Origin of the sequence: Rathayibacter sp. VKM Ac-2804 (assembly GCF_009866655.1) — a bacterium.
Classification (GTDB): domain Bacteria; phylum Actinomycetota; class Actinomycetes; order Actinomycetales; family Microbacteriaceae; genus Rathayibacter.
Map to the genome: position 1 here is coordinate 2,036,085 of NZ_CP047420.1, position 25,106 is coordinate 2,061,190.

Consider the following 25,106-nt stretch of genomic DNA (forward strand, 5'->3'; position numbering starts at 1 on the left):
GTTGCACGATCGCCGCAGCCGGACATGTACCTGTGACTCCGCGAAAGGGGAACCATGAGCATCCGCTCCCGCGACGACTTCTCCGAGCTGTACCGAGCCCAGTACGACGACGTCCTCCGCTTCGTCCGCCGCCGCGCACCCGCCGCGACCGTGGACGACATCGTGGGCGAGACGTTCCTCGCCGCCTGGCGCCGGCGGCAGGAGCTGCCCGAGGACGCCCGCCCGTGGCTGTTCGGCACCGCCCGGAACGCGATCCTCAACGCGGCGCGCGGTGAGAACCGGCAGCAGGCGCTCGCCGTGCGGATCGGGACCCTCGCGCCCGAGGAGCGCGCCGATCCGTCGATCAACGACCGCCTCGACCTCGAGAGCGCCTGGAAGCGGCTGCCCCTCGGGGAGCAGGAGGCCCTCGCCCTGCACGTCTGGGAGGACCTCCCGCAGACCGACGCCGCCCAGGTCCTCGGCTGCAGCCGCGCCGCCTACGCGATGCGGCTCACCCGCGCGAAGCGGCGCCTGGCGGCGCTGCTCGCCGCCACCGAACCCTCCCTCCTCTCCGGCACGGCAGAACGGACCCTCTGATGACCGACCAGCTCCCCGACCTGCTCCGCTCGGCCGACGCCGAGCCTCGCACCGCCCTCAGCACCGCCGAGGTCTCCCGCCGGGAGGCCCTCCTCGCCGAGATCCTCGCCGACGAGGAGGCGCCCGCCCAGTCCTTCCGCCGGAAGGACTGGGCGGTCGCGGGCGCGGCGACCCTGCTCCTCGCTGCGGCCGCTGCCGCCGCCGTCATCGTCGTGGCCCCCGGGCTGATCCCGGGTGCGGGCTCCACCGGTCTGAACGGCGGGGTGCTCGCCTCCTGGACCGGCGTCCCCGAGCGGATCCTCCCTGACTCGCCGCTCGGCAGCGGGGCGACCCGGTGGTGCGAGTCGAGTCTCGACGGGGTGAACGCCGAGGCCGGCCCGATCGCGCTCTCGCACCTCGATGCTCGCGGCGAGGCCGCCTCGATGCTCTTCCGGCAGGGCGAGTCCGTCTACTACTGCCTCAGCGCGGGCTCCGGCGGAGGGTTCTGGGAGATGGCCGAGGCGACTCCCGCGGAACCGCTGCCGGTGGACGCCGTCCAGGTCGCCGGCTCGGGCAGCCACGGCAGCGGCGACGCCGCGGTGGCCTACGCGTTCGGCTTCGCCGGGGCGGGCGTCGCGTCCGTCGTCCTGCACGAGGACGGGGTCGCTCCGATCGTCGCCACCCTCGAGGACGGCTTCTGGACGGCCTGGTGGCCCGTCGCGGACGACCTGGGAGCCGGTCCGTCCGGAACCGTGACCGTGACGACCGGCGACGGCGCGAGCCGCGAGGTCGCGATCGAGTCGCTCTACCGCCAGTGAGAGACCCCGTCGGCGGCCTCCGGGCCGTCGGCGCGGGTCGGAGCCCCGGCCACCTCTGAACCCTCCCACCGCACCGCCGCCGACGCGGCGGTCCTCAGCGCGTCCGGATCCTCCGATCCGGGCCACTCCGACGCGCCCGCAGCTGCGGCAGCGGGCGCGCCCCGCACAGAAGGACACACCATGGACACCGCACTCAGCACGCTCAGCGCACTCAGCACCCTCGCCTCGCTCGAGAAGCTGCCCCTCGCCTGGGGCCGAGCACTGGACCGAGCGGACAGGAGCATCCTCGACGCGATCCTCGGCGACGACGTCGTCGTGGACATGACCCGGGCCACCGAGAGGATCGGCCTCGAGTTCCCCGTCCTGTCGGGGAAGCCGACGGTCCTGGACACGATGATCGCCGCGGTCGGGCCGCTCGACACGATGCACCTCGTCGGCAACGTGCTCGTCGAGGAGACGCGGAGTGGTGCGACGGTCGAGGCGTACGCGCTCGCGCAGCACTTCGCTCCCGGCGAGGGCGCCGATCCGGCGGCGACCCGACACGCCCTGATGGGCAACACCTGGAACTTCGAGCTGCGCTGGACGGGGGAGCGGTACTCGGTGGTCCGCTTCGAGATGGACTGCCTCTGGATGGAGGGCGATCCGCTGGTGCTGCTCGCCGCGATCTCGTGACGCCTCGCCGCGATCCCGGGCGGGGAGTCCCGGCGCCCGTCCGCCCCGGCGACCGCCTCCTCGTCGACACGCCGGTCACCGCGGTCCCCGGGCTCACCTGGACGATCGTGGAGATGGTCGAGCACCATCGCGATCCGGGGGACCTGCCGTGGAACCGCGGTCCGGGCTTCCCGTTCCGGGTCGGCTACCGGATCGGCGATCCAGTGCCCGGCGTCGGCGTCTCGCGCGGCGTGCTCTGGCTCGCCGCCGACGGCGCGGACCCGTCGGGTGCGGTCCGCGCCGTCGATCGGCCGGGCGGCGCGGCGGGGAGCGAGCGGCACGGCGCCCGCCGACCCCTAGGGTGAGCGGATGAGCACCGTCGCCCTGTCTCCGCGCGCCCGATTCCACCAGCGCTTCCTCGTCGAGCAGCGGGAGATGACGGAGCCCGCCCGGCGCCGCCTGATGCGCGCGGGAGGCGGGTCGGTCGCCGTCGGACTCGTGCTCTTCGCCGCGCTGATCGTGCAGGTGGCGACGGGCACGGGACTGGCCGCGCTCGACCCCGCGGTCTCGGAGTGGTTCCGGGCGAAGCGCTTCGCCGAGGGGACCGTCGTGATGGACACGCTGGCCACGGTCTTCGGCCCGGTCTTCCTGCCGATCATCATCCTCGGCGTGCTCGTGCTGTGGATCGCGCTCGCCCGGCACCTCTGGCGGCCGCTCCTGCTCGCCGGCGGGATGATCACGGGGATGCTCAGCGTCCAGCTCGCCGCGCACCTGGTGCAGCGGATGCGGCCGCCCGTCGAGTACATGCTCCTCGGGGCGGACGGCACCTTCTCCTTCCCGTCCGGGCACGTCACCGGCGTCTGCGACTTCTTCCTGATCACGACGTTCCTGCTGGCGTCGCGCCGCTCCTCGCCGGTCTGGGCGATCGGCGGCTTCGCGCTCTCGCTCGGGATGATCGCCGGCCAGGTCGTCGCCCGCCTCTACCTCGGCTACCACTGGCTCACCGACACCCTCGCCTCGGTGGCGCTCGCCCTGGTGATGCTCGGCTCGGTCGTGCTGATCGACACCTGGCGCACCGCGGTCGTGCGCCGGGACGAGGCCTGAGCGGCGTCCGCCGCCCGAGCCCGCCGACGACGACGCCCCCGGGCCGCGAGGGCTCGGGGGCGTCGTCGTTCGCAGCGGAGCGTCAACCGCCGACGGCCTGGCGTGCGCTGTCGAGTCCGGAGGAGAAGGCGTCCTCGGAGGTCACGTTCCCGGACTCCAGCTCGACCAGCGCGCCGGAGAGCGCCGCGCCGATCACGCCGGTGTCGGGTCCGTTGACGAAGGACGGGAACTGCTCGACGGACGTGGCGATGACGTCGCCGATCTTCGAGTCGCCGAAGAACGGGTCCGTGTAGGCACGGACGCTCTCGCTCTCGAGGGCCTCCGTCGCCGCCGGGAAGGTGCCCGACGTGGCGAAGTGGTCCTCCTGGCCCTCGGCCGACATCATCGTCTCGATGTACTGCCAGGCCGCCTCGGGGTGCTCGGCGCGAGCGGGGATCGCGATGACGCTGCCGCCCCAGTTGCCGCCGACACCGGGGACGGTGGTGACCCGCCAGTTCCCGGCGGTGTCGGGGGCGTCTGTCTTGATGCCCTGCAGGATCCACGAGGGAGCGACGGTCACCGCGAAGGCGCCGTTCGCGCGCCCGGGGCCCCAGCCCGACGAGAACGCGGCGATGCCGGCGCTGATGCCGGCGTCGTGCGCCTGCACGGCGGTGTCGAAGGCGTCCTCGACCTGCGGGTTGGTGTCGTAGACGAGCTCGCCGTCGGAGGAGTAGTACTTCTCGGTCACCTGGTTGATGGTGGAGTAGAAGACGCTGGTCTCCACGTTGTCGACGAAGGGCTTGCCGGTCGCGGCGGTGTACTTCTCGCCGGTCGCGAGGAAGCCGTCCCAGTCGCTCCAGAGCGCGGCGACCTCGGCGGGATCGGTCGGCAGCCCGGCCTGCTCGAACAGATCGGCGCGGTAGGCGAAGCTCAGGCCGCCGACGTCGGTCGGGATGCCGACGACCGAGCCGTCCTGGGCGGTGCCCGCGTCGGCGGCCCAGCCCAGGTAGGAGGCGTCGAGGTCGTCGCCGCCGAGGGTGCGCAGGTCGAGGAAGTTGGCGCTGTTCTCGACGAAGCGCGGCAGGTCGTCGCCCTGGATCATGACGAGGTCGGGCACCTTGCCGCCCGCGAGCGCGGCGGTCAGGGCGGTGGCGGTCTCCTGCGAGGAGCCGACCTCGGTCAGCTTGACCTTCGCGTCGGGCTTCTTGGCCAGGTACTCGCTGACGTTGTCCTTCGCCTGGATGCCGGTGAAGGACCAGAACTGGACCTCGGCGTTCGGATCGTCGGACGCGCCGCCGCCGCCGCTCGAGGAGCAGCCGGTCAGGGCGAGGGCGACGGTGGCGACCGCGGCGGCCGCGGTCAGGATTCTTCTTCTCACGGGGGAGTCCTCTTCATCGGGGAGTCGCGTGGTGCCCCGCGGGCGAGCGGGAGAACGATCTCTAGTTCGACGCTAGCCCGTGCTCTCCGTCCTGTGCAACACTTGTCGGCCTCGCGAGAGTTCGATCTCCCGCTGGGGACCCCCGAGCCGCCGTGGATCTCGGCGTCGGTGTCGAGCAGCTCCTCCTGACGGGCGGCTGCCGGGCCGGGCGTCGATTCCGCGCCACGCCCGTGAGCGCCGATCCGGTGCTCAGTACTGTGCTGCCGTGCCTCTGCTCCCAGCCCTGATCCGACGCCGCCCCGAAGCGACCACCTACTCTCGATCCTCCGTCAGGAGCCGTGGCGCGATGCTCCTTCCGAGCGTCGTCGTCGCGGCGCTCGTCGGCTTCAGCGCGCTCTTCACCGCGAGCGGTGCTGCGGCGATGCCCGGCGGTGACCTGCTGCGGCCGTCCTCGTTCATGCTCGTGAAGGATCCGATCACCGGCTCCGTCTACGAGTCCTGGGAGGTGGCACCCGGAATCGCGGTCGCCGCCCGGCCTCCCGAGGGCGGACAGACGGAGTCGCCGCAGGCGGGACTGCGCACCTACTGGCTCGTGCGGTCGATGATCGACCAGCTGCGGTCGACGGAGCCCGCGAGGAGTCTCGTGGAGGCCGTCCCGGATCTGCTGGGGGCGAAGAAGGCGAACGGCAATCGGTTCCTGGACAGCGACGGCAACCTGTCCAGCGTGCGGGTCCTGATCGCGCCGGCCGCCCGGTGGGTATCGGTGGCGCTGAACAGGGACGAGGCCGTCGGCGGCGGGGGCTCCGACAGCGTCCTGCACTTCGACCCCGACCGCGCCCTGTCCTACTTCGACTCCCAGACGGGCGAGATCCGCCTGTTCTCGCCGACGGTCGTCTTCGCCCACGAGCTCTACCACTCCGTGCAGTCCCTCGCCGGCGCGAACATCGACCGCAGCACCGAGGCGGTCGTCGCCACACCGCTGCGATCCGGAGACCTGCGCTCGCCGGGAACGACGGAAGCCGAGCGGGACCTCTCGATCAGGGTCTCGGAGCTGGTGACGACCGGTGGCGCTCGGGGCCTCGAGGCGGTGAAGCACGCCGGCCTCGCAGGCGGCGAGGGCAGCGACGGGGAGTTCGAGGCGTCGGACTTCGAGCGCGTGGCCAATCCCTACCTGGCGGGGGCACTCGACCGTGCAGAGTTCGATGAGTGGACTGCGAAGGACGCTCCGCCTCACGAGCAGGAGGCTCTGGCTCGCCGCAAGCAGGCCATCGACCGGCTGGTGACGCAGCATCCCACCGAGGTCAGGGTGGCTGCGGCACTGAACCTCCCCACACGCAGCGAGTACACCGCGATGAGGCGAGTGATCGGTACCGGCGCGGCGATCAGCTCGGTCGGAGTGTTCGAGGTGCGCGGGCCACTCGGGACGGAGGATCTTCTCCATCCCCTCGAGTCGGCGAACCTCCGCCTCGAGCGGTCCCTCGAGGACGTCTGGGCGGGGAAGAGCATTCCCCTCGCGGGACCTCCCGCCGCGACCTCCTCTGCCCAGGAGTGCGTCCTCTGCGAGGTGACCGCGAAGGAGGAGAACCGGAACACTGTTCCGGCCGCGGGCCGTGCAGAGGGCGAGAAGGCTCCGGTCGCCGTCGAGGGACCGAGCTCGAGCAGGGATCCGGCTGCAGGCGTCGCTCCGGAGGCCGAGAAGCCACCGGTCGTCGCTCCGGAGGCCGAGAAGCCACCGGTCGCCGGTGAGGGGTCGAGCGCCGGGAAGGCTCATCCGGCGGCCCCCTCGCAGGAACGAGCGCCGATGCGACCTCAGCCCTCCCGACCGCACGCGCCGACGCACCACGGTCGCCACTGAGTGGCTGCGCGAGGCTCGGCAAGTCCGGCGACGCGGGCGCGGGCTGCCGGGTGAACGACGACGGGCGGGTCGGACGCGCGAGCGTCCGCTCCGCCCGCCGTCGTGCGGGTCGGGCTGCGGTCAGCCGATGTGGCGCAGGAAGAGCGCTCCGAGCGGGGGCAGGATCAGCTCGGCCGAGGCGGGGCGCCCCGCCCACGGCTCGTCGCGGGCCTCGACGGCACCGAAGTTGCCGACGCCCGAGCCGCCGTAGATCTCGGCGTCCGTGTTGAGCAGCTCCTCCCAGCGGCCGGCCTCGGGGAGGCCGACGCGGTAGCCGTGCACCGGCGAGCCCGAGAAGTTGACGATCACCGCGACGGAGCGGCCCGCCTTGTCCTTGCGGAGGAACGAGATGACGTTCGGCGCCGCGGCGCCCCCGTCGATCCACTCGAAGCCGGCCTGGTCGTTGTCGAGCTCGTTCAGCGAGGGGACCTCGCGGTAGAGCCGGTTCAGCTCGCCGACGAGGCTCCACAGCCCGCGGTGGCTGGGCTGGTCGAGGATCCACCAGTCGAGGCCGCGCTCCTCGGACCACTCCGAGTACTGCCCGAACTCCTGGCCCATGAAGAGCAGCTGCTTGCCGGGGTGCGCCCACATGAACGCCAGGTAGGCGCGGACGTTCGCCAGCTGCTGCCAGTGGTCGCCCGGCATCTTCTGGATCAGCGAGCCCTTGCCGTGCACGACCTCGTCGTGGCTGATCGGCAGGACGAACTGCTCGCTGAACGCGTAGACGAAGGAGAAGGTGATCTCGCCCAGGTGGTACTGGCGCCAGAGCGGGTCGTTCGCCATGTAGCGCAGCGAGTCGTTCATCCAGCCCATGTTCCACTTGAGCCCGAAGCCCAGCCCGCCGGAGACGGTGGGCTGGGTGACGCCGGGCCAGCTGGTGGACTCCTCGGCGATCATCATGATGCCGGGGTAGAGCTTGTAGGCGGTGGCGTTCACCTCCTGGAGGAAGCTGATCGCCTCGAGGTTCTCCCGGCCGCCGTGCTCGTTCGGCAGCCACTCGCCCTCCTTGCGGGAGTAGTCGAGGTAGAGCATCGAGGCCACGGCGTCGACCCGGAGGCCGTCGACGTGGAACTCCTCGAGCCAGAACAGCGCGTTGGCCACGAGGAAGTTGCGGACCTGGGTGTGCCCGAAGTCGAAGACGTAGGTCCCCCAGTCCATCTGCTCGCCGCGGCGCCAGTCGGGGTGCTCGTAGAGGGGCTCGCCGTCGAAGCGGGCGAGGGCGAAGTCGTCCTTCGGGAAGTGCCCGGGCACCCAGTCGACGAGCACGCCGATCCCGGCCTGGTGCAGCCGGTCGATCAGGTACTTGAGGTCGTCGGCGGTGCCGAAGCGGCTGGACGCGGCGTAGTAGCCGGTGACCTGGTAGCCCCAGGAGCCGCCGAACGGGTGCTCCGCGAGCGGCATGAACTCGACGTGGGTGAAGCCGAGCGTGGTGACGTACTCGATCAGCGGATCCGCGAGGTCGCGGTAGCCGAGACCGGGCTTCCAGGAGCCGAGGTGCATCTCGTAGACGCTGATCGGCTGGGTGTGCGGGTCGACGCTCGCGCGCTGCTCCATCCAGTCGGCGTCGCTCCACTCGTGGTGCGAGACGGGGACGCGCGAGGCGGTCGCCGGCGGCACCTCCGTCGCACGGGCCATCGGGTCGGCCTTGCGGACCCATCGTCCGTCGCGCGAGAGCAGGTCGAACTTGTAGGGCGCGCCGGGCTCGATGCCGGGCACGAAGATCTCCCAGACGCCGTTGACGCCGAGGTTGCGCAGGGCGTGGCCCTCGCCGCTCCAGTCGTTGAAGTCGCCGACGACGCGGACGGCCTGGGCGTGCGGTGCCCAGACGGCGAAGGAGGTGCCCCAGACGCCCTCGTGCTCGCGGTGCCGCGCGCCGAGCGCCTCCCAGAGCCGCTCGTGCCGGCCCTCGCCGATCAGGTAGAGGTCGAAGTCGCCGACCGTCTTCGAGAACCGGTACGGGTCCTCGGCGGTCCAGGTGGAGCCGTCGCCGTAGTGCGCCTCGACGGTGTAGGCCTGCGGGTCCTCGTCGTGGACGCCCTGCCAGATCCCGTCGTGCAGGTGCTCGAGCTCGACCCGGACACCGCCGGCCAGGACGGCCGTGACGGCGTCGGCGAGCGGGCGGCGGATGCGCACCACCTCGCCGCCCCCGGGCAGCGGGTGCTGGCCCAGGACGTCGTGCGGGAGCGCGTTGCTGCCGGTCGCGAGCTGCTGGAGGACCCACTCCGGGAACGCGGGCAGCGCGTCGACGTCGGAGTCCGGCGCTGCGGCGGCGGGGGAGTCGTCGGCCGGAACGGTCGGCTCCGGCGGAGTGAGCGGCTCGGGGCCGGCGGGCGCTGCGATCGGCTCCGGCGGCGTGAGCGGCTCGGGGATCGCGGACGCCGTGGTGGGCTCGGGCGGCAGGAGCGGCTCCGGCGGTGCGACGGGCTCGGGCGGGGTGAGCCGCTCGGGCGCGGCGGACGTCTCCTCGGCCGCGGGCTGCGCGACGTGCGCGCCGGTGGTCGTCGCCGAGCTCGTGCCCGTGGTGAGGACCGTCTCCGTGCGCGGCTCGATGTCCGCCGCCTCGGCCGGGCTGCCGGCCTCCGCGGGGACGGCGCCCTGCGCGGGACCCGTCGTGTCCGTGCTCTCGGCCGGGTTCGTGCCGTCGTTCTCGGGAACCGTCATCGTCCGTCCGCCTTCACGCTCAGGATGTGCACGGGCTCGACGAAGGAGTCGAGCCGCACGTAGTTGTCGCTGCCCCAGGTCCAGACGGCACCGGTGATCAGGTCCTCGACCTCGTAGGTCGAGCTCCAGTCCAGGCCGAGGGACGGCAGGTCGATGTGCACCGTGGTCTCGCGCGCCGAGTGCGGGTCGGTGTTGACGACGACCAGGAGGGTGTCGTCCGCACCGGTGCCGGTGAAGGCGCGGTCCAGGTGCTTGGAGTAGACGAGGATCGCGTCGTCGTCGCTGCCGTGCACCTGCAGGTTGCGGCGCTGGGCGAGCGCGGGGTGCGCCCGGCGGATCTCGTTGAGCCGGGCGATGTACGGCGCGATCGTGGTCCCGTCGGCGTCGGCCGCGGCCCAGTCGCGCGTCTTGTACTCGAACTTCTCGTTGTCGATGTTCTCCTCGGCGCCCGGGCGCGCGACGTTCTCGATCAGCTCGTAGCCGGCGTAGACGCCCCACAGCGGCGAGGCCGTCGCGGCGAGTGCGGCGCGGACCTTGTAGGCCGAGCGCCCGCCGTACTGGAGGTACTCGGTGAGGATGTCCGGCGTGTTCACGAAGAGGTTCGGCCGCATGTAGTCGGCCGTCTCGTGCGAGATGCTCGTGAAGAACTCCTCGAGCTCCTCCTTGGTGTTGCGCCAGGTGAAGTACGAGTACGACTGCTGGAAGCCGACCTTGCCGAGCGCCCGCATGATCGCCGGACGGGTGAACGCCTCCGCGAGGAAGACGACCTCGGGGTTCTCGGCGTTGACCTCGTGGATGATCCACTCCCAGAAGTCGAGCGGCTTGGTGTGCGGGTTGTCGACGCGGAAGATCTTCACGCCGAGCGAGATCCAGTACCGCAGGACGCGGAGCGCCTCCTGGCGGATGCCCTGCGGGTCGTTGTCGAAGTTGATCGGATAGATGTCCTGGTACTTCTTCGGCGGGTTCTCGGCGTAGGCGATCGAGCCGTCGGGGAGCGTCGTGAACCACTCCGGGTGGCTCGTCACCCAGGGGTGGTCGGGCGAGGCCTGCAGCGCGAAGTCGAGCGCGAGCTCGAGGCCGGCCGCGGTGACCGCGTCGTGGAACGCGGTGAAGTCCTCGACCGTGCCGAGGTCCGGGTGGATCGCGTCGTGCCCGCCCTCGGGGGCGCCGATCGCCCACGGCGAGCCGGGGTCGTCCGGGCCGGCGTCGAGCGTGTTGTTCGGGCCCTTGCGGAAGTTCCGGCCGATCGGGTGGATCGGCGGCAGGTAGAGCACGTCGAAGCCCATCGCCGCGACGGCGGGGAGGCGGTCGATCGCGGTGCGGAAGGAGCCGGAGGTGACGCTGCCGTCCTCGTGCCGCACGGCGCCCTCGGAGCGCGGGAAGAACTCGTACCAGGCGCCGACGCCGGCGCGGGTGCGCTCGACGTGCACGGTGCGCGGGTCCGAGACGCTCGCGAGGCTCATCACGGGGCGCGCGGTGAAGGCGCCGTGCACGGCGGCGTCCTCGGCGGCGGCGAGGCGCGCCTCGGGGGAGAGCGACTCGTCCGCCACGGTGGCGGCGGCGTCGGAGAGGAGGGAGCGCTCGGCCTCGGAGCGGGCGTCGTCCCCGGCCGCGGTGCGGAGGAGGCCCTCGCCGATCGCGAAGGTGACGTCGATGTCGAGGCCGGCCGGGATCTTGACCTCGGCGGTGTGCAGCCAGGTCGCCCAGTCGTCGGCGAACGCGCGGATGCGGTACGTCCAGTCGCCCTCGTCGTCGAGGAGGACGAGGCGCCCGTAGCGGTCGGTGCCGGTCGCGATCAGCGCCATCCGGTGCTCGGACTCGGCGCCCGCGGGTGAGGTGAGCAGCAGGTCGACCCCGATCAGGTCGTGCCCCTCGCGGAACGCCGTCGCGGCGAACGGGACGACCTCGCCGACGAAGGCCTTCGCGGGCCAGCGGTCGTCCTCGAGCCGCGGCTGCGGGTCGATGATCGGGATGCGCTCGGCGCGCACCCGGTAGCCGGAGCCGCGCGGGGCGGTCTGCTCGGCGGTCTCGGCCGCGGTCTCGGGAGACGTGGCCGCGTCGGCCGTCCCCGGTGCCACGGGCGCCTGCGCCGCCGAGGCCGGAGCGGCCTCGAGTCGATCCTCCGCGACAGGTGCTGCCGAGTCCGCTGCCGGGGGAGTCGGCGCCGCGGGAGTCTCCTCCCCGGCGGCACCTCCCCGAGCCGCTCGTCGTGCGTCCTTGCCGTGCGGAGCCTTGCCGAAAGGTGTCTGAGCCACGTCACGACAGTAGCGACCGGCGGTGCCTTTGGCACGCCGGTTGCGAAGGCCCGCGCCGCTGTGCAAAAGGGCCCGCGCCACGGCCGACGGCGCCCGCGGGCACTCCGCTACAGTGTGCGAGCGCGAGCGCCGCGGCTGTCCGCAGGGGGTGCTCGCCGGGGTCCGCCGGCGCCGGAATCCGCCGCTCGCCGGGGTCCGCCGGTCGTCGTCTCCACCGGTCGTCGCATGAGCAGAGAGTCGAGGAGTGCCGTGAAGGCCATCCGCCGCTTCACCGTCCGATCCGTCCTGCCGCCCGAGCTGTCCGCGCTCGGCGAGCTGGCGGGCAATCTGCGCTGGGCCTGGCACGAGCCGACCCGGCGCCTGTTCGAGCGGGCCGATCCGGAGCTGTGGCGCAGCGGCACCGGGGACCCGACCGCCCTCCTCGGCGCGATCGCCCCCGAGCGCCTCGCCGAGCTCGCCCGCGACCAGGGCTTCGTCGACGACGCCTGGCGCCTGCGCGACGAGCTCGAGCGCTACCGCACGGAGCCGCGCTGGTACCAGTCGCTGCCGGAGTCGGCACCGCGCTCGATCGCCTACTTCTCGCCGGAGTTCGGCATCGCCGCCGCGCTCCCGCAGTACTCCGGCGGCCTGGGCATCCTCGCGGGCGACCACCTCAAGGCCTCCTCGGACCTCGGCGTCCCGCTGACCGGCGTCGGCCTCTTCTACCGCTCGGGCTACTTCGCCCAGGGCCTCTCCGCCGACGGCTGGCAGCTCGAGTCCTACCCCTCGCTCGACCCGGACGGGCTGCCGCTGCGGATGGTGCGGATGGCCGACGGCTCCGCGGCGCGGATCGTGCTGGCCCTGCCCGACGGGCGCGCGCTGTACGCCCGGGTGTGGCGGGCCGAAGTGGGCCGGGTGACCCTGCTGCTGCTCGACACGGACGTCCGCGAGAACGAGGACGCCCTGCGCACCGTCACCGACCGGCTCTACGGCGGCGGCGGCGAGCACCGCCTCCTGCAGGAGCTGCTCCTGGGCATCGGCGGCGTGCGCGCGCTGGAGCTGTGGGCCGAGGTCTCGGGCACGCCGCTGCCGGAGGTGTTCCACACCAACGAGGGGCACGCCGGCTTCCAGGGGCTCGAGCGCATCTCCGGTCTGATCGGCTCCGGTCTCGACTTCGACCAGGCGCTGCAGGTCGTGCGCGCGAGCACCGTCTTCACCACGCACACGCCGGTGCCGGCGGGGATCGACCGCTTCGACCGCGGCATGATCGAGCAGTACTTCACCACCGAGCTGCTGCCGGGCGTGCAGATCGAGGACGTGCTGGCGCTGGGCTCCGAGTCGCCGACGGGCGGTGCGAGCGACGTCTTCAACATGGCGTTCATGGGCCTCCGGCTCGCGCAGCGCTCGAACGGCGTCTCGAAGCTGCACGGCGAGGTGAGCCGCTCGATGTTCTCCGGTCTCTGGCCGGGCTTCGACACGGCGGAGGTGCCGATCGGCTCGGTGACCAACGGCGTGCACGCGGCGACGTGGACCGATCCGATCCTCCGCGACCTGGCCCGCGACCGGCTCGGCACCGACGACACCACCCGCGCCGACTGGGCCTCGGGCGCCCTGAGCGACGGCGAGCTCTGGCAGGCGCGGCGGTCGATGCGGGAGCAGCTGGTCCGCGACGCCCGCACCCGCGCGGCGCGCTCCTGGCGGGAGCAGAACCCGGGCGGCCTCACCCCGGCGTGGCTGGACGAGTTGCTCGATCCGGACGTGCTCACGATCGGCTTCGCCCGGCGGGTCCCCACCTACAAGCGGCTGACGCTGATGCTGCACGACCCGGAGCGGCTGCGCGCGCTGCTGACGCACCCCGAGCACCCGATCCAGATCGTGATCGCCGGCAAGTCGCACCCCGCCGACGAGGAGGGGAAGCGGCTGATCCAGAAGCTGGTCCGCTTCGCGCAGGAGCCCGACGTGCGCCGCCGGATCGTCTTCCTGCCCGACTACGACATCGCGATGGCGCAGCTGCTCTACCCGGGCACCGACGTCTGGCTGAACAACCCGCTGCGCCCGCTCGAGGCCTGCGGCACCTCCGGGATGAAGGCGGCGCTGAACGGCTCGCTGAACCTGTCGATCCTCGACGGCTGGTGGAACGAGTACTTCGACGGCGAGAACGGCTGGGCGATCCCGTCCTCCGACCGCGACCTCGACCCGGAGTCGCGCGACACGCTCGAGGCCGACGCGCTCTACGAGCTGCTCGAGAGCGAGGTCGTGCCGCGCTACTACGAGCGCGACCACGACGGAGTGCCGCGCCGCTGGGTGCGCTCGATCCGGCACACGCTCGCCACGCTCTCGCCCGAGCTGTCGGCCGAGCGGATGGTGCGCCAGTACGTCGAGGCGCTCTACCACCCCGCCGCCGAGGCCGGGCGCGAGATCGCGGCCGATCACTTCGAGCCGGCCAAGGAGCTGTCGGCCTGGAAGCAGCGGGTCCGCGCGGGCTGGCCGGGCGTGGCCGTCGCCTCCGTGGAGTCGGGCGGCATCGACGCGGTGCCCCAGCGCGGCGACCGGCTCGCCCTGCGCGCGGGCGTCCGGCTCGGCGAGCTCTCGCCCGAGGACGTCACCGTGCAGGTCGTCTCCGGCACCACCGCCGCGGACGGCTCGCTCGTCGACGTGCGCCTGCACGAGCTCGAGGTGGCGGAGGAATCGGGTGCGGTCGTGCCCGCCGACGCGGTCGGCCGCGTGCCCTACGCGGGCGAGATCGTCCTCGACCGCAGCGGCTCCTTCGGCTACACCGTGCGCGTCGTGCCGCGGCACCCGCTGCTCGCCCGCTCGGCCGAGCTCGGCCTGGTCGCGGCCGCCGGCTGACGCGCCCCCCTTGCTGGTCGAGTAGCCGCGCAGCGTCCGTTCGGATTCATGCTGGTCGAGTAGCCGCGCAGCGGCGTATCGAGACCCGGCCTCCGGATGACGGTGGATCTCGATACGCCCGCTCCGCGGGCTACTCGATCAGCATGGAAGCCCTCTGCGGGCGCTGCACGATCAACAGGGAAGCCCTCTGCGAGGGCTGCGCGATCAGCGAGAAGAGCGGCCCCGTTCCTGCTGGTGCAGCGGCCGCGGAGCGTCGTCTCGGATGCATGCTGGTCGAGTAGCGCGCAGCGCGTATCGAGACCCGCCCCGCTCAGCGCGCGATGTCCGCCAGGGTCGCGTCCGTCGCGGCGACGAGATCCGCCGGGGCGAGCTCGATGTCGAACCCGCGCCGCCCGCCCGAGACCAGCACGGTGTCGTACAGCTCCGCCGTCTCGTCGAGCACCGTCCGGTGCCGCGTCTTCTGCCCGATCGGCGAGATGCCGCCGAGCACGTAGCCGGTGCGCCGCTGCGCGAGCGCGGGGTCGGCCATCGCCGCCCGCTTGCCGCCGACCGCCGCCGCGAGCTCCTTGAGCCCCAGCGACCCGGTCACCGGCACGATCCCGACGACCAGCTCGCCGTCGACGTCGACCAGCAGCGTCTTGAACACCCGCTCCGGCTCGACCCCGAGCGCCTCGGCCGCCTCGGTGCCGTAGCTCGCCGCCCCGGGGTCGTGCCGGTACTCGCGGGGAACGAAGGCGATCCCCGCCGCGGTGAGCGCGAGCGTCGCCGGAGTCCCCGGTCCGCCCTTCATCGGCTCGCGGCGGCCGGACGCGGGCCGTGCGCGGCGAACAGCTGCATCGAGGTCCCGGCGACGCGGACGACCTGACCCGGCTCGAACGACTCGCCGTGCTCGAGTGGCACCGACTCCTCGCTGCTCCACAGCCGGGTGTAGCCGGTGACGCCCTCGCTCTCGGCGAGGACGACGGAGGTGTCCGCCTCGACGCCGTGCACGATCAGCAGGACGCGGTCGAACTCCTCCGTCTCGGGGGTGGACGCCGCGAGGTACTGCAGCGTGCGGTTCTCCGCGGAGGTCCAGTCGTGCTCGGACATCGTCCGCCCGTGCGCGTCGAACCACTGCATGCTCGTGGCGCCCGGCGTGACCGCTCCGCCGCGCCCGTAGTGCGAGGGCCGGAGCGCCGGGTGCTCGCGGCGCAGCCGGATCAGCGTCCGCGCGTGCTCGCGGAGCTCGAGCTGCCAGTCGCTGCGACCGTCCCAGCGCAGCCAGGTGAGGTCCGAGTCCTGGCAGTAGGCGTTGTTGTTGCCGCGCTGACTGCGGCCGAACTCGTCGCCGGCCGTGATCATCGGGATGCCGGCCGAGAGCAGCAGCGTCCCGAGCAGGTTCCGCATCGCCTTCCGTCGGCCCTGGTTGACGCCGTCGTCGGTGGTCGGGCCCTCGAAGCCGTGGTTGAAGGAGCGGTTGGTGTCGGCGCCGTCGCGGTTCGACTCGCCGTTGCCGATGTTGTGCTTGACGTTGTACGAGACCAGGTCGGCCAGAGTGAAGCCGTCGTGCGCCGTGACGAAGTTGACGGACGCGAGCGGCCCGCGCTCGGCCGAGAAGGTGTTCGACGAGCCGGAGAGCCGCGTCGCGAAGCCGCCGATGCCCACCGGCGCCGTCCCCGCGCGGCGGGCGTAGTCGATGTCCGAGAGCCAGAAGTTGCGCGCGCGGTCGCGGTAGCGGTCGTTCCACTCCGACCAGCCGTCCGGGAAGTTGCCGGTCTGCCAGCCGCCCATGCCGACGTCCCAGGGCTCCGCGATCATCTTGACGTCGGCGAGAGCCGGGTCCTCGACGGCCGCGCGCAGCAGCGGGTGGTCGCGCTGGAAGTGCGCGATCTCGTCCCGCCCGAGGGTGGCGGCCAGGTCGAGGCGGAAGCCGTCGACCCCGACCTCCTCGGACCAGTAGCGGAGCGAGTCGAGCACCAGGCGCTGCGCGACGGGACGGCCGAAGTCGATCGTGTTCCCGCAGCCGGTGACGTCGATGTAGTGGCCCTCGCCGGTCTGGCGGTAGTAGGACGCGTCGTCGATCCCGCGCAGGCTCGAGCGCGGACCCTGCGGCCCCTCCTCGGCGGTGTGGTTGTAGACCACGTCGAGGATCACCTCGAGCCCGGCCTCGTGCAGCAGCTTGACCATGCCCTTGAACTCGCGCAGCACCGCGGTCGGGCCCCCGCGCTGAGCGGCGGGCGAGGCGTAGGCGGCATGGGGGCTGAAGAAGTTGAGGGTGTTGTAGCCCCAGTAGTTGGTGAGCCCCTGGCGCAGCAGGCGCTGCTCCGAGACGAAGGCGTGCACGGGGAGGAGCTCGACGGCGGTCACGCCGAGATCGAGGAGCGACTGGACGGTCGACTCGTGCGCGAGACCGGCGTAGCTGCCGCGCAGCTCGACGGGCAGCGCCGGGTTGAGCTTGGTGAGGCCCTTCACGTGCGCCTCGTAGAGCACGGTGCGGTCCAGCGGCGTGCGCGGCTTCGCGGAGGAGCCCCAGTCGAAGGCGCCGTCCACGACGACCGAGCGCCACTCGTTCTCGGCGACCCGGTGCAGTCCGCGGGAGTACGGCTCGAGCAGGGGGACCCGGGGGTCGAAGCGGCCGGGGACGCCCGAGGGCCCGTCGACCTTGATCGCGTAGCGGCGGCCGACGGTCAGCTGCGCCGCCCGGGCGGACCAGACGAGGTCGTCGCCGCGCGTCAGCGGGACGGTGCGGGTGACCCAGCTCGAGTCCTTCTCGTCGTAGAGCAGCAGGTCGATCGCGGTGGCGTGCTCCGACCAGACCCGCAGCTCGCCGCCCTCCGCGTCCACGACGACTCCGAGGCGGGCCAGGGAGTCGCGTGTCTGCATGCGACCTACAGTAGTGAGGGGCCGGAGACCTCCTCCGCACCCCGGACGCGGGACGGAGGACGCCATGATCTATCTCGACCACGCCGCGACCACCCCGCTCCGGGCCTCGGCGCTCGCCGCCTTCGCCGAGGCGTCCGCGCAGCCCGGCAACCCGTCCTCGGTGCACGGCTCCGGCCAGGAGGCGCGGCGCCGGCTCGAGGACGCCCGCTCTGCCGTCGCGCTCGCGCTCGGCTGCGAGCCGATCGAGGTGATCCTCACCGCGGGGGGAACCGAGGCGATCAACCTGGCGCTGAAGGGCCTCTACTGGCAGCGCGCCGCGGAGTCCCCGGCGCGCACGCGCATCCTGGTGCCGGGAGGCGAGCACCACGCGACCATCGACAGCGTCGAGTGGCTGGCCGCCCACGAGGGTGCCCGGATCGAGTGGCTCGAGCTCGACGCCGAGGGGACCCTGCGGCCCGAGACGCTCGAGGCGGCGCTCGCCGCGGACCCCGGCTCGGTCGCCCTCGTCAGCGCGCTCTGGGTGAACAACGAGATCGGCACCATCGCCCCGGTCGCCGAGCTGGCCGCGGCCTGCGCCCGCGCCGGCGTCCCGCTGCATCTCGACGCCGTCGCGGCGCTCGGTCACGTCCCGCTCGAGATCGCGGCGGTGCGGCGCACCTCCGACTCCCGCGACGGCGCGGGCCTCGTCGCCGTCAGCGTCTCCGGGCACAAGGTGGGCGCGCCGATCGCGACCGGCGCGCTCGTCCTGGCCCGCGACGCCCGGGTGGTGCCGGTCCTGCACGGCGGCGGCCAGCAGCGCGGGGTGCGCTCCGGGACGCAGGACGTCCCCGGTGCGGCGGCGTTCGCGGCGGCCGTGACGGAGGCGGTCGCGGAGCTGCCCGGGGAGGCGCTCCGGCTCGCGGCCCTGCGCGACCGCCTCGTCGCGGGGATCCTGGCGGCGGTCCCCGGCGCCACGCTCACGGGTCCCGCCGTCGACTCCGGCCGGCGGGTGGCGACCAACGCGCACCTCGCCTTCCCCGGCGCGCAGGGCGACTCGCTCCTCTTCCTCCTCGACATGGCCGGCGTCTCGGTGTCGACGGGCTCCGCCTGCACGGCGGGGATCCCCGAGCCCTCGCACGTGGTGCTGGCGCTCGGCCGCAGCGAGGACGAGGCGCGCGGGGTGCTCCGGATGACGCTCGGCTGGACCACGACGGACGCCGACGTCGACGCGCTGCTGGCGGCGCTGCCGGACGCGTACGCGCGCGCCGCCCGGGCCGGCCTGTCCAGCCGCGTCGTGCTGCCCGGCTGACGCCGCGTTGGCGCGATGCCGGCGCCTGTCCGTTGTGCGGGCCCTGGTCCGTTCTGCAGGTGCCGGTCCGTTCTGCAGGCGTCCGGCGCGAGTCGCCCGATCCTCCGTGCAGGTCCGCGCCGAACGCGCCCGATCGCCTGCAGACCGGACGCGACCGGGGACGGACCGCCGCGAATCGCGCACACCGCGCGCCCGCCGCCCGCTCGTAGACTCGGACGGTGAAGGTTCTTGCGGCGATGAGCGGTGGAGTGGACTCGGCGGTGGCCGCGGCCCGCGCGGTGGAGGCGGGGCACGAGGTGGTGGGCGTGCATCTCGCGCTGAGCAGGATGCCCGGCACACTGCGCACCGGCAGCCGCGGCTGCTGCACGATCGAGGACTCGATGGACGCCCAGCGCGCAGCGAACGTCCTCGGCATCCCCTACTACGTGTGGGACTTCTCCGAGCGGTTCAAGCTCGACGTCGTCGACGACTTCGTGGCCGAGTACGCCGCCGGCCGCACCCCCAACCCCTGCATGCGCTGCAACGAGCGGATCAAGTTCGCCGCGCTGCTGGAGAAGGCGCTCGACCTCGGCTTCGACGCCGTCTGCAGCGGCCACTACGCCTCCCTCGAGACCGCGGCCGACGGCAGCCCCGAGCTGCACCGCGCGAGCGACGAGGCGAAGGACCAGTCCTACGTCCTCGGGGTGCTCACCACCGCGCAGCTCGAGCACTCGATGTTCCCGCTCGGCTCGACGCCGTCGAAGGCGGTCGTCCGGGCGGAGGCGGCCCGTCGCGGCTTGAGCGTCGCCAACAAGCCGGACAGCTACGACATCTGCTTCATCCCCGACGGCGACACCCGCGGCTGGCTCTCGGAGCGCGTCGCACCGGAGACCGGCGCGATCGTCGACCGCGACGGCGCCGTGGTCGGGGCGCACGAGGGAGCGCACGGCTACACCGTCGGCCAGCGCCGGGGCCTGCACCTCGGCGTGCCGGCGCCGGACGGCCGACCGCGGTTCGTCCTCGAGGTGCGGCCGAAGACCAACGAGGTCGTCGTCGGCCCGCGGGAGGCGCTGCGCATCGGCGAGATCGCCGGCTCGCGGTTCACCTGGGCCGGTGCGGCGCCCGAGGACGCGACGACGCCGTTCCGCTGCGACGTGCAGATCCGCGCGCACGCCGACCCGGTCCCGGCGACCGCCGTGGTGTCGGAGGTCGATGGAAAGGTGGAGCTCGTGATCACTCCCGACTCGCCGCTCGACGGCGTCGCCCCCGGCCAGACGGCCGTCGTCTACCTCGGCACCCGCGTGCTCGGCCAGTGCACCATCGACCGCACGGTCGCGGCCGACCTCGTCGGCGCCTCCGCGAGCGGGGCGGTGCTCTGATGGCCCCGACGCCCGAGGCCGGCGCGACTCCGGCGGCGGACCTCGATCCGGCGCAGCGCGTCGACGAGCTGCGCGCGCGGATCCGCTCCGCGAGCGAGGACTACTACGCGGCCGACGCCTCGCCGCTGTCGGACGCCGAGTACGACGCCCTGGTCCGCGAGCTCGCCGAGCTCGAGACGGCGCACCCCGAGCTGGCCAGTGAGGACTCGCCGACGCAGACCGTCGGGGGAGTGGTCGCCGCCGGTCTCGACCCGATCGACCACGCCGAGCGGATGCTCTCGCTCGACAACGTGTTCTCGGCCGAGGAGCTGCGCGAGTGGTGCGACAAGACCGTCGCCTCCGCCGCCCGCCCGGTCGCCTGGCTGACCGAGCTCAAGATCGACGGCCTGGCGATCTCGCTGCACTACGAGAACGGCCGCCTCGTCACGGCCGCGACCCGCGGCGACGGGCGCACCGGCGAGGACGTCACCGTCAACGCCCTGCGCGTGGCCGGCATCCCGCAGCAGCTGGCGGGCGAGGGCCACCCCGCGCTGGTCGAGGTCCGCGGCGAGGTCTTCATCCCCGTCGCCGAGTTCGCGGCGCTGAACGCCCTGCAGGAGACCCTGCGGGACGAGGCCGTCGAGGAGGCGCGCGAGCGCTGGTCGGCCCGGCCGAGCGCCACCCGCAAGCCCTTCGACGAGGAGCGGGTCCGCGACAGCGCCCTGCGCCGCTTCCCCACCTTCGCCAACCCCCGCAACGCGGCGAGCGGCGGGCTCCGCCAGCAGCTCGACAAGAAGTCCGGTCTCGACCTGCGCGCCGGCGAGGCGCGGGTCGGCTCGCTCGCGCTCTACGTGCACGGCATCGGCGCCTGGCCCGACCCGCCGGTGCAGAGCCAGTCCGAGGTCTACGGACTCCTCGCCTCGTGGGGGCTGCCGGTCAGCGCGCACAACCGGGTGTCGGAGTCGGTCGACGACGTCCTCGCCTTCGTCGAGAAGTACGGGCGCGAGCGCCACTCGGTCGAGCACGAGATCGACGGCGTCGTCGTCAAGGTCGACGAGCTGGAGCTGCACGACGAGCTCGGCGCCACCAGCCGCGCCCCGCGCTGGGCGATCGCCTACAAGTACCCGCCCGAGGAGGTGCACACCAAGCTCCTCGACATCGTCGTCAGCGTCGGCCGCACCGGCCGCGCCACGCCGTTCGCGCAGATGGAGAAGGTCAAGGTCGCCGGCTCCGAGGTGCGCCAGGCGACGCTGCACAACGCCGACGTGGTCAAGGCCAAGGGCGTGCTCATCGGCGACACCGTCGTGCTGCGCAAGGCCGGCGACGTCATCCCCGAGGTGCTCGGCCCCGTGGTCGAGCTGCGGGACGGCAGCGAGCGCGAGTTCGTGATGCCGACGCAGTGCCCCGAGTGCGGCACGACCCTCGCCCCCGCCAAGGAGGGCGACGTCGATCTGCGCTGCCCGAACGCCCGCTCCTGCCCCGCGCAGGTGCGCGGTCGCGTGGAGCACATCGGCAGCCGCGGCGCGCTCGACATCGAGGTGCTCGGCGAGGTGACCGCCGCGGCGCTGACCCAGCCGTTCGTGCCCGCGGAGCCGCCGCTCGACACCGAGGCGGGCCTCTTCGAGCTGCGGATCGAGGACGTCTTCCCGATCGAGGTCGTCGTCCGCGACAGCGAGACTGGCCTGCAGAAGCTCGACGACCGCGGCGAGGCGAAGGTCGTCGGCCCGTTCAAGCGCAAGCGGCAGAAGCGCGACGGACCGTTCGACCCGGGGGCGGAGGTCTTCGGCGGTGACGCCGAGTACGTGCCCTCGACGACAGGTCTCGCGCTGATAGCCAACATCGAGAAGGCGAAGACCTCGCCGCTCTGGCGCTTCCTGGTCTCGCTCAGCATCCGGCACGTCGGTCCCGTCGCCGCCCGCGCCCTGGCCGGGCACTTCGGCTCGCTCGACGCCATCCGCGCGGCCAGCCGCGAGGAGCTCGCCGCGGTCGACGGCGTCGGCGGCATCATCGGCGACGCGGTGCTCGCCTGGTTCGAGGTCGACTGGCACGCCGAGATCGTGGACCGCTGGGCGAAGGCCGGTGTGCAGTTCGCCACTCCCGGCCACCCCGGGCCCGGTGCGGCCGACGCGGCGGGCGGCGTGCTCGCCGGCCTCACGGTCGTCGCGACCGGCTCGCTCGAGGGCTACAGCCGCGAGGGGGCGCAGGAGGCGATCCTCGCCGCGGGCGGCAAGGCCGGCTCGAGCGTCTCGAAGAAGACGCACTACGTCGCCGCCGGTCCCGGCGCGGGCAGCAAGCTCGGCAAGGCGGAGGCGCTCGGCGTCCGGATCATCACCGCCGCGGAGTTCCACCTGCTCGTGACCGAGGGACCCGAGGCGATCGCGCTGCCCGAGGACGCGGCCACCGACGAGGCAGCTGCCGACGCGCCGGCCGCCGAGGTCACCGACGTGCCCGCCGCCGAGGAGACCCCCGACGCGGATGCCTGACCGCCCCGGCGAGGAGCGGCGGGCGTTCCTCCGCCGCTCCCTCGCCGAGGCCGCCTCGACCGCGCTCGACGCCGCGGCTCGGACGGCGCCGCTGAGCGCACGGGAGCGGGCCGCCGCCGCCGCGCTCGCCCGGATCGACCACCTCGTCGTCCTCTCCTTCGCCGGCCGTCCGCGCCGTCAGATCCTCGGCTCCGTCGACGGCGAGGCGGGCGCCGGCTTCTCCGGCGGCACCGAGTTCTCCGGCAGTACCGACGAGGTGATGACCGCCCCCGGTCCCGGCACTCCGGGCGACCGCTTCGACCCCGCGATGCTCCCCGTGCACACCCTGCTCGCGCGCTCGTTCGCGCGCGCCGACCACTGGCGCGCGGACGGCCGCGATCCGCTGCGCGCACTGCTCCACTCGGCTCGGGACGCGGGCACCCCGTGGTCGCTGGTCGTCGACGACCGCCAGGGCGTCTCGAGCACCCTCCTCGCCGATCCCGACTGGCCGCACCGCGACCCCTCGGCGGTCGCGGACGCAGGAGGGGCGCTCCTCGCGCTCTCCGGTCTCACCGAGGCGGCTGCCGCCGGCTCCCTCTCCCCGGTCGTCCTGGTCGAGCCGCGCTCGCTCGTCGACCCCGCCGACTTCGCCGCCGCGGACGACCCGAGCGCCGCGCGGTCCGCGGACGCGCGCACCGCCGAGCGGCTGCTGCACGAGACCGTCGACGCGGTCCGGGCCGGGAGTCGGCCGGCCGCCGGGTGCTGCTGCTCGTCATCGCGCGTGGGCGGGCCGATCGCCCCGGGGACGTCCCGGCCCTCCTCGTCGCCTCGAGCGCGCGGCCGGGCGACCGCCTGAGCGCCGCACTCGGTCCGGCGACCCCGCCCTCCTGCACCGCGCCCGCTTCGCCGGGGACCGCCGGGCTCTGGCGGACGACGGCGTGCTCGCCGTCGCCGAGTCGCTGTCCGGAGCCGCCCGGCCGCTGTCGCGCTTCCCGCGCACCGCGCCGGCGTTCGCACCGGAGAACCGGGACCGCTCGATCGGTCCGGCTCTCGCCTCCGCCCTCGCTGCGGCGGGCGTCCCCGCGGAGCCCGGCGACGCTGATCACGCCCTCACCCTGCTCCGAGCGGCCGTCCCGGGCGCGTCGCTACACTCCCCGCAGGCACGGATCCGCGACACGCGGGAAGGGCGGAGCGCATGAGCGGCACCGACGGCGGCACCACCACCGGCACCGACGGCACCTCCCCGGACCGCGGCCCCCGCTCCCGCTCCCGCCGCCGCTTCCTCGCCGGCAGCGCCGTCGCCGGCACCGTCGCCGCGGCCGGCCTCACCGGAGGAGCGATCGGCGCCGCCGTCGCCTCCGGTCGCGACCCCGAGGCCGAGTCGCCCCTGCCCGAGCGCAGCGAGCCGGGCTTCGACCACGTCGTCGTCGTGATGTTCGAGAACCGCTCCTTCGACAACATCCTCGGGCAGCTCTACGCGACCGACGGCCCTCCGGCGGGTGAGACCTTCGAGGGCCTGCAGACCGGTGAGCACTCCAACACGACCGCCGCCGGCGACACCGTCGCCGCGCACGTCTACGAGGGCGCGACCGACACGGTGATGCGCCAGCCCGATCCCGACCCGGGCGAGGAGTACCCGCACGTCAACACCCAGCTCTTCGGCACGATCGACCCGCCGTCCAACGCCGGGGCGTCCGTCGGCGCGATGACGGCTCCCTTCAACGCGCCCGCCGACACCTCCGAGCCGACGATGAGCGGGTTCCTCGAGGACTACGTGCAGAACCTCCGCCACCTGAAGAAAGGCGAGGACCCCACCCGCGAGGAGTACGGCACGATCATGGGCGGCTTCTCAGCCGGCATGCTCCCCGTCTTCTCGACCCTGGCCCGCGAGTTCGCCGTCTTCGACCACTGGTTCTGCGCCGTCCCCTCGCAGACCTTCTGCAACCGCTCGTTCTTCCACGCCTCGACCTCGCACGGCTTCGTCACCAACAAGCACGGCGGCGGCTACGAGAAGTGGCTGGCCGACGACCTCGCCGATGCGCCGACGGTCTTCAACCGCCTCGAGGACGCCGGGAAGAGCTGGCGGGTCTACTTCGACGCGCTCCAGGTCGTCTCCTACACCGGCTTCCTGCACGCCCCGGTGCTCGAGAAGTACTGGAGGACCAACTTCGCGCCGATGGAGCAGTTCTACGCGGACGTCGAGAACGGCGAGCTGCCGGACTACGCCTTCGTCGAGCCGCGCCTCGTCTTCGACCACAACGACATGCACCCGCCGACCGGCGTCCTGCACGAGGACGAGGTCGACGGGCAGCCGCTGTACGACAGCGCGCTCTCGGACGTCCGCGCGGGGGAGCTGCTGCTGCACCAGGTCTACTCGGCGATCCGCGAGAGCGCGTCGACGACCGGCTCGAACGCGATCAACACGCTGCTGCTGGCGACCTTCGACGAGCACGGCGGGCTCTACGACCACGTGCCGCCGCCCGCCGCGACCCCGCCCGGCGACGGCCGCGAGGGCGAGATGGGCTTCGGCTTCGACCGCCTCGGCTGCCGCGTGCCGGCGATCGCGATCTCCGCTTACACCCGCGCGGGCACGATCCTGCACGACGAGATGCACCACGGCGCGGTGATCCGCACGCTCAGCCGCCTGCACGGGCTCGAGCCGCTCACCGCGCGCGACGCGGACGCGCCCGACCTCTTCGGCGTCGTCACGCTCGACACCCCGCGGCAGATCGACGACTGGCCGACCACCGTGCCCCAGTACCTGCCGCCGAATCCGGAGGCGACCCCGCCGCACCCCGCGAACGCGAACAGGGACAAGCCGCTCAGCCCGCCCGCCGTCGGCCTGATGGGCCTGCTCCTCGCCCGCTACGGCGAGCCCGGCGACGACCTGCCGACCACCTACCAGGGCGCCTACGAGGCGCTGCTGAAGCACGGCACGAGCCTCTTCGGCACCGGCACGGCCGCCGCGTCGCCCACTCCGCCGCCCGGAGCCTGAGCGGAGGGAGCGCCGGCGCCGCTGGCTAGACTGGACGC

The 25,106-nt window shown here is 73.3% G+C and carries 17 protein-coding genes; 12 read left to right on the forward strand and 5 right to left on the reverse strand.

Translation table 11 applies throughout. The features are described 5' to 3' along the window. The first annotated feature begins 54 nt into the window (after positions 1 to 54). The 5 genes from GTU73_RS09645 to GTU73_RS09665 all read left to right on the forward strand — a co-directional run bounded on the left by GTU73_RS09645 (position 55) and on the right by GTU73_RS09665 (position 3,128). On the forward strand, positions 55 to 576 hold the full coding sequence (locus tag GTU73_RS09645) for an RNA polymerase sigma factor (protein ID WP_160088971.1): 522 nt from the start codon (positions 55 to 57) through the stop codon (positions 574 to 576). Beyond that, positions 576 to 1,373: a hypothetical protein gene (locus GTU73_RS09650; protein WP_160088973.1), complete on the forward strand. Its 798-nt coding sequence runs from the start codon at positions 576 to 578 to the stop codon at positions 1,371 to 1,373. The genes GTU73_RS09645 and GTU73_RS09650 overlap by 1 nt, the downstream gene beginning before the upstream one ends. Positions 1,374 to 1,553: 180 nt before the next feature. Further along, the gene (locus GTU73_RS09655) at positions 1,554 to 2,045 is read left to right on the forward strand and encodes a nuclear transport factor 2 family protein (protein ID WP_160088975.1); all 492 of its coding nucleotides are present in this window, start codon (positions 1,554 to 1,556) and stop codon (positions 2,043 to 2,045) included. Continuing rightward, positions 2,042 to 2,389 carry a hypothetical protein gene (locus tag GTU73_RS09660; protein WP_160088977.1) on the forward strand — a complete coding sequence of 116 codons (348 nt, stop codon included), beginning with the start codon at positions 2,042 to 2,044 and terminating at the stop codon, positions 2,387 to 2,389. The genes GTU73_RS09655 and GTU73_RS09660 overlap by 4 nt, the downstream gene beginning before the upstream one ends. A 4-nt stretch (positions 2,390 to 2,393) precedes the next feature. Next, positions 2,394 to 3,128: a phosphatase PAP2 family protein gene (locus tag GTU73_RS09665; RefSeq protein WP_160088979.1), complete on the forward strand. Its 735-nt coding sequence runs from the start codon at positions 2,394 to 2,396 to the stop codon at positions 3,126 to 3,128. 82 nt (positions 3,129 to 3,210) lie between these two features. On the opposite strand, the gene GTU73_RS09670 is transcribed toward GTU73_RS09665, so the two are convergent. Further along, a complete protein-coding gene (locus GTU73_RS09670; protein WP_160088981.1) occupies positions 3,211 to 4,485 on the reverse strand; it encodes an extracellular solute-binding protein in 1,275 nt (424 codons plus the stop codon). Positions 4,486 to 4,831: 346 nt separating this feature from the next. Between GTU73_RS09670 and GTU73_RS09675 the strand changes: the two genes are divergently transcribed. Next, entirely contained in the window at positions 4,832 to 6,340 is a 1,509-nt protein-coding gene (locus GTU73_RS09675; protein WP_160088983.1) for a hypothetical protein, read from the forward strand. A gap of 120 nt (positions 6,341 to 6,460) precedes the next feature. Here the strand turns inward: GTU73_RS09675 and glgB are convergent, their stop codons facing one another. Both glgB and GTU73_RS09685 read right to left on the reverse strand, forming a co-directional pair. Next, a complete protein-coding gene (gene glgB, locus GTU73_RS09680) occupies positions 6,461 to 9,040 on the reverse strand; it encodes a 1,4-alpha-glucan branching protein GlgB (RefSeq protein WP_208543759.1) in 2,580 nt (859 codons plus the stop codon). Next, positions 9,037 to 11,007, reverse strand: a complete 1,971-nt coding sequence (locus GTU73_RS09685; RefSeq protein WP_244231839.1) for an alpha-1,4-glucan--maltose-1-phosphate maltosyltransferase — start codon at positions 11,005 to 11,007, stop codon at positions 9,037 to 9,039. Before GTU73_RS09685 ends, glgB begins: the two co-directional genes overlap by 4 nt. A gap of 537 nt (positions 11,008 to 11,544) precedes the next feature. Between GTU73_RS09685 and glgP the strand changes: the two genes are divergently transcribed. Beyond that, positions 11,545 to 14,124: an alpha-glucan family phosphorylase gene (glgP, locus tag GTU73_RS09690; RefSeq protein ID WP_160088987.1), complete on the forward strand. Its 2,580-nt coding sequence runs from the start codon at positions 11,545 to 11,547 to the stop codon at positions 14,122 to 14,124. A gap of 310 nt (positions 14,125 to 14,434) precedes the next feature. Here the strand turns inward: glgP and ybaK are convergent, their stop codons facing one another. Both ybaK and glgX read right to left on the reverse strand, forming a co-directional pair. Further along, on the reverse strand, positions 14,435 to 14,914 hold the full coding sequence (gene ybaK / locus GTU73_RS09695) for a Cys-tRNA(Pro) deacylase (RefSeq protein WP_160088989.1): 480 nt from the start codon (positions 14,912 to 14,914) through the stop codon (positions 14,435 to 14,437). After that, positions 14,911 to 16,986, reverse strand: a complete 2,076-nt coding sequence (gene glgX, locus GTU73_RS09700) for a glycogen debranching protein GlgX (protein WP_160088991.1) — start codon at positions 16,984 to 16,986, stop codon at positions 14,911 to 14,913. The genes ybaK and glgX overlap by 4 nt, the downstream gene beginning before the upstream one ends. Positions 16,987 to 17,050: 64 nt before the next feature. Here glgX and GTU73_RS09705 point away from each other — a divergent pair, with 64 nt between their 5' ends. From GTU73_RS09705 to GTU73_RS09725, 5 genes are all read left to right on the forward strand, one after another. After that, complete coding sequence (locus GTU73_RS09705) at positions 17,051 to 18,274, forward strand: cysteine desulfurase family protein (RefSeq protein ID WP_160088994.1); 1,224 nt, start codon at positions 17,051 to 17,053, stop codon at positions 18,272 to 18,274. Between the two features lie 218 nt (positions 18,275 to 18,492). After that, on the forward strand, positions 18,493 to 19,632 hold the full coding sequence (gene mnmA, locus GTU73_RS09710) for a tRNA 2-thiouridine(34) synthase MnmA (protein ID WP_208543652.1): 1,140 nt from the start codon (positions 18,493 to 18,495) through the stop codon (positions 19,630 to 19,632). Then, a complete protein-coding gene (gene ligA, locus GTU73_RS09715) occupies positions 19,632 to 22,094 on the forward strand; it encodes an NAD-dependent DNA ligase LigA (RefSeq protein ID WP_160088996.1) in 2,463 nt (820 codons plus the stop codon). The genes mnmA and ligA overlap by 1 nt, the downstream gene beginning before the upstream one ends. Further along, positions 22,087 to 22,929, forward strand: coding sequence for a hypothetical protein (locus GTU73_RS09720; protein WP_160088998.1), 843 nt, complete (start codon positions 22,087 to 22,089; stop codon positions 22,927 to 22,929). The genes ligA and GTU73_RS09720 overlap by 8 nt, the downstream gene beginning before the upstream one ends. Positions 22,930 to 23,268: 339 nt before the next feature. After that, positions 23,269 to 25,068 carry an alkaline phosphatase family protein gene (locus tag GTU73_RS09725; RefSeq protein WP_160089000.1) on the forward strand — a complete coding sequence of 600 codons (1,800 nt, stop codon included), beginning with the start codon at positions 23,269 to 23,271 and terminating at the stop codon, positions 25,066 to 25,068. The last annotated feature ends 38 nt before the right edge of the window (positions 25,069 to 25,106 follow it).

What these genes read in the sequence shown, in the direction of transcription:
- GTU73_RS09645 (WP_160088971.1), top strand. Translation starts at nt 55, where the DNA reads ATGAGCATCCGCTCCCGCGACGACTTCTCCGAGCTGTACCGAGCCCAG.
- GTU73_RS09650 (WP_160088973.1), top strand. Translation starts at nt 576, where the DNA reads ATGACCGACCAGCTCCCCGACCTGCTCCGCTCGGCCGACGCCGAGCCT.
- GTU73_RS09655 (WP_160088975.1), top strand. Translation starts at nt 1,554, where the DNA reads ATGGACACCGCACTCAGCACGCTCAGCGCACTCAGCACCCTCGCCTCG.
- GTU73_RS09665 (WP_160088979.1), top strand. Translation starts at nt 2,394, where the DNA reads ATGAGCACCGTCGCCCTGTCTCCGCGCGCCCGATTCCACCAGCGCTTC.
- GTU73_RS09675 (WP_160088983.1), top strand. Translation starts at nt 4,832, where the DNA reads ATGCTCCTTCCGAGCGTCGTCGTCGCGGCGCTCGTCGGCTTCAGCGCG.
- glgB (WP_208543759.1), bottom strand. Translation starts at nt 9,040, where the DNA reads ATGACGGTTCCCGAGAACGACGGCACGAACCCGGCCGAGAGCACGGAC.
- ybaK (WP_160088989.1), bottom strand. Translation starts at nt 14,914, where the DNA reads ATGAAGGGCGGACCGGGGACTCCGGCGACGCTCGCGCTCACCGCGGCG.
- glgX (WP_160088991.1), bottom strand. Translation starts at nt 16,986, where the DNA reads ATGCAGACACGCGACTCCCTGGCCCGCCTCGGAGTCGTCGTGGACGCG.
- GTU73_RS09705 (WP_160088994.1), top strand. Translation starts at nt 17,051, where the DNA reads ATGATCTATCTCGACCACGCCGCGACCACCCCGCTCCGGGCCTCGGCG.
- ligA (WP_160088996.1), top strand. Translation starts at nt 19,632, where the DNA reads ATGGCCCCGACGCCCGAGGCCGGCGCGACTCCGGCGGCGGACCTCGAT.
- GTU73_RS09720 (WP_160088998.1), top strand. Translation starts at nt 22,087, where the DNA reads ATGCCTGACCGCCCCGGCGAGGAGCGGCGGGCGTTCCTCCGCCGCTCC.
- GTU73_RS09725 (WP_160089000.1), top strand. Translation starts at nt 23,269, where the DNA reads ATGAGCGGCACCGACGGCGGCACCACCACCGGCACCGACGGCACCTCC.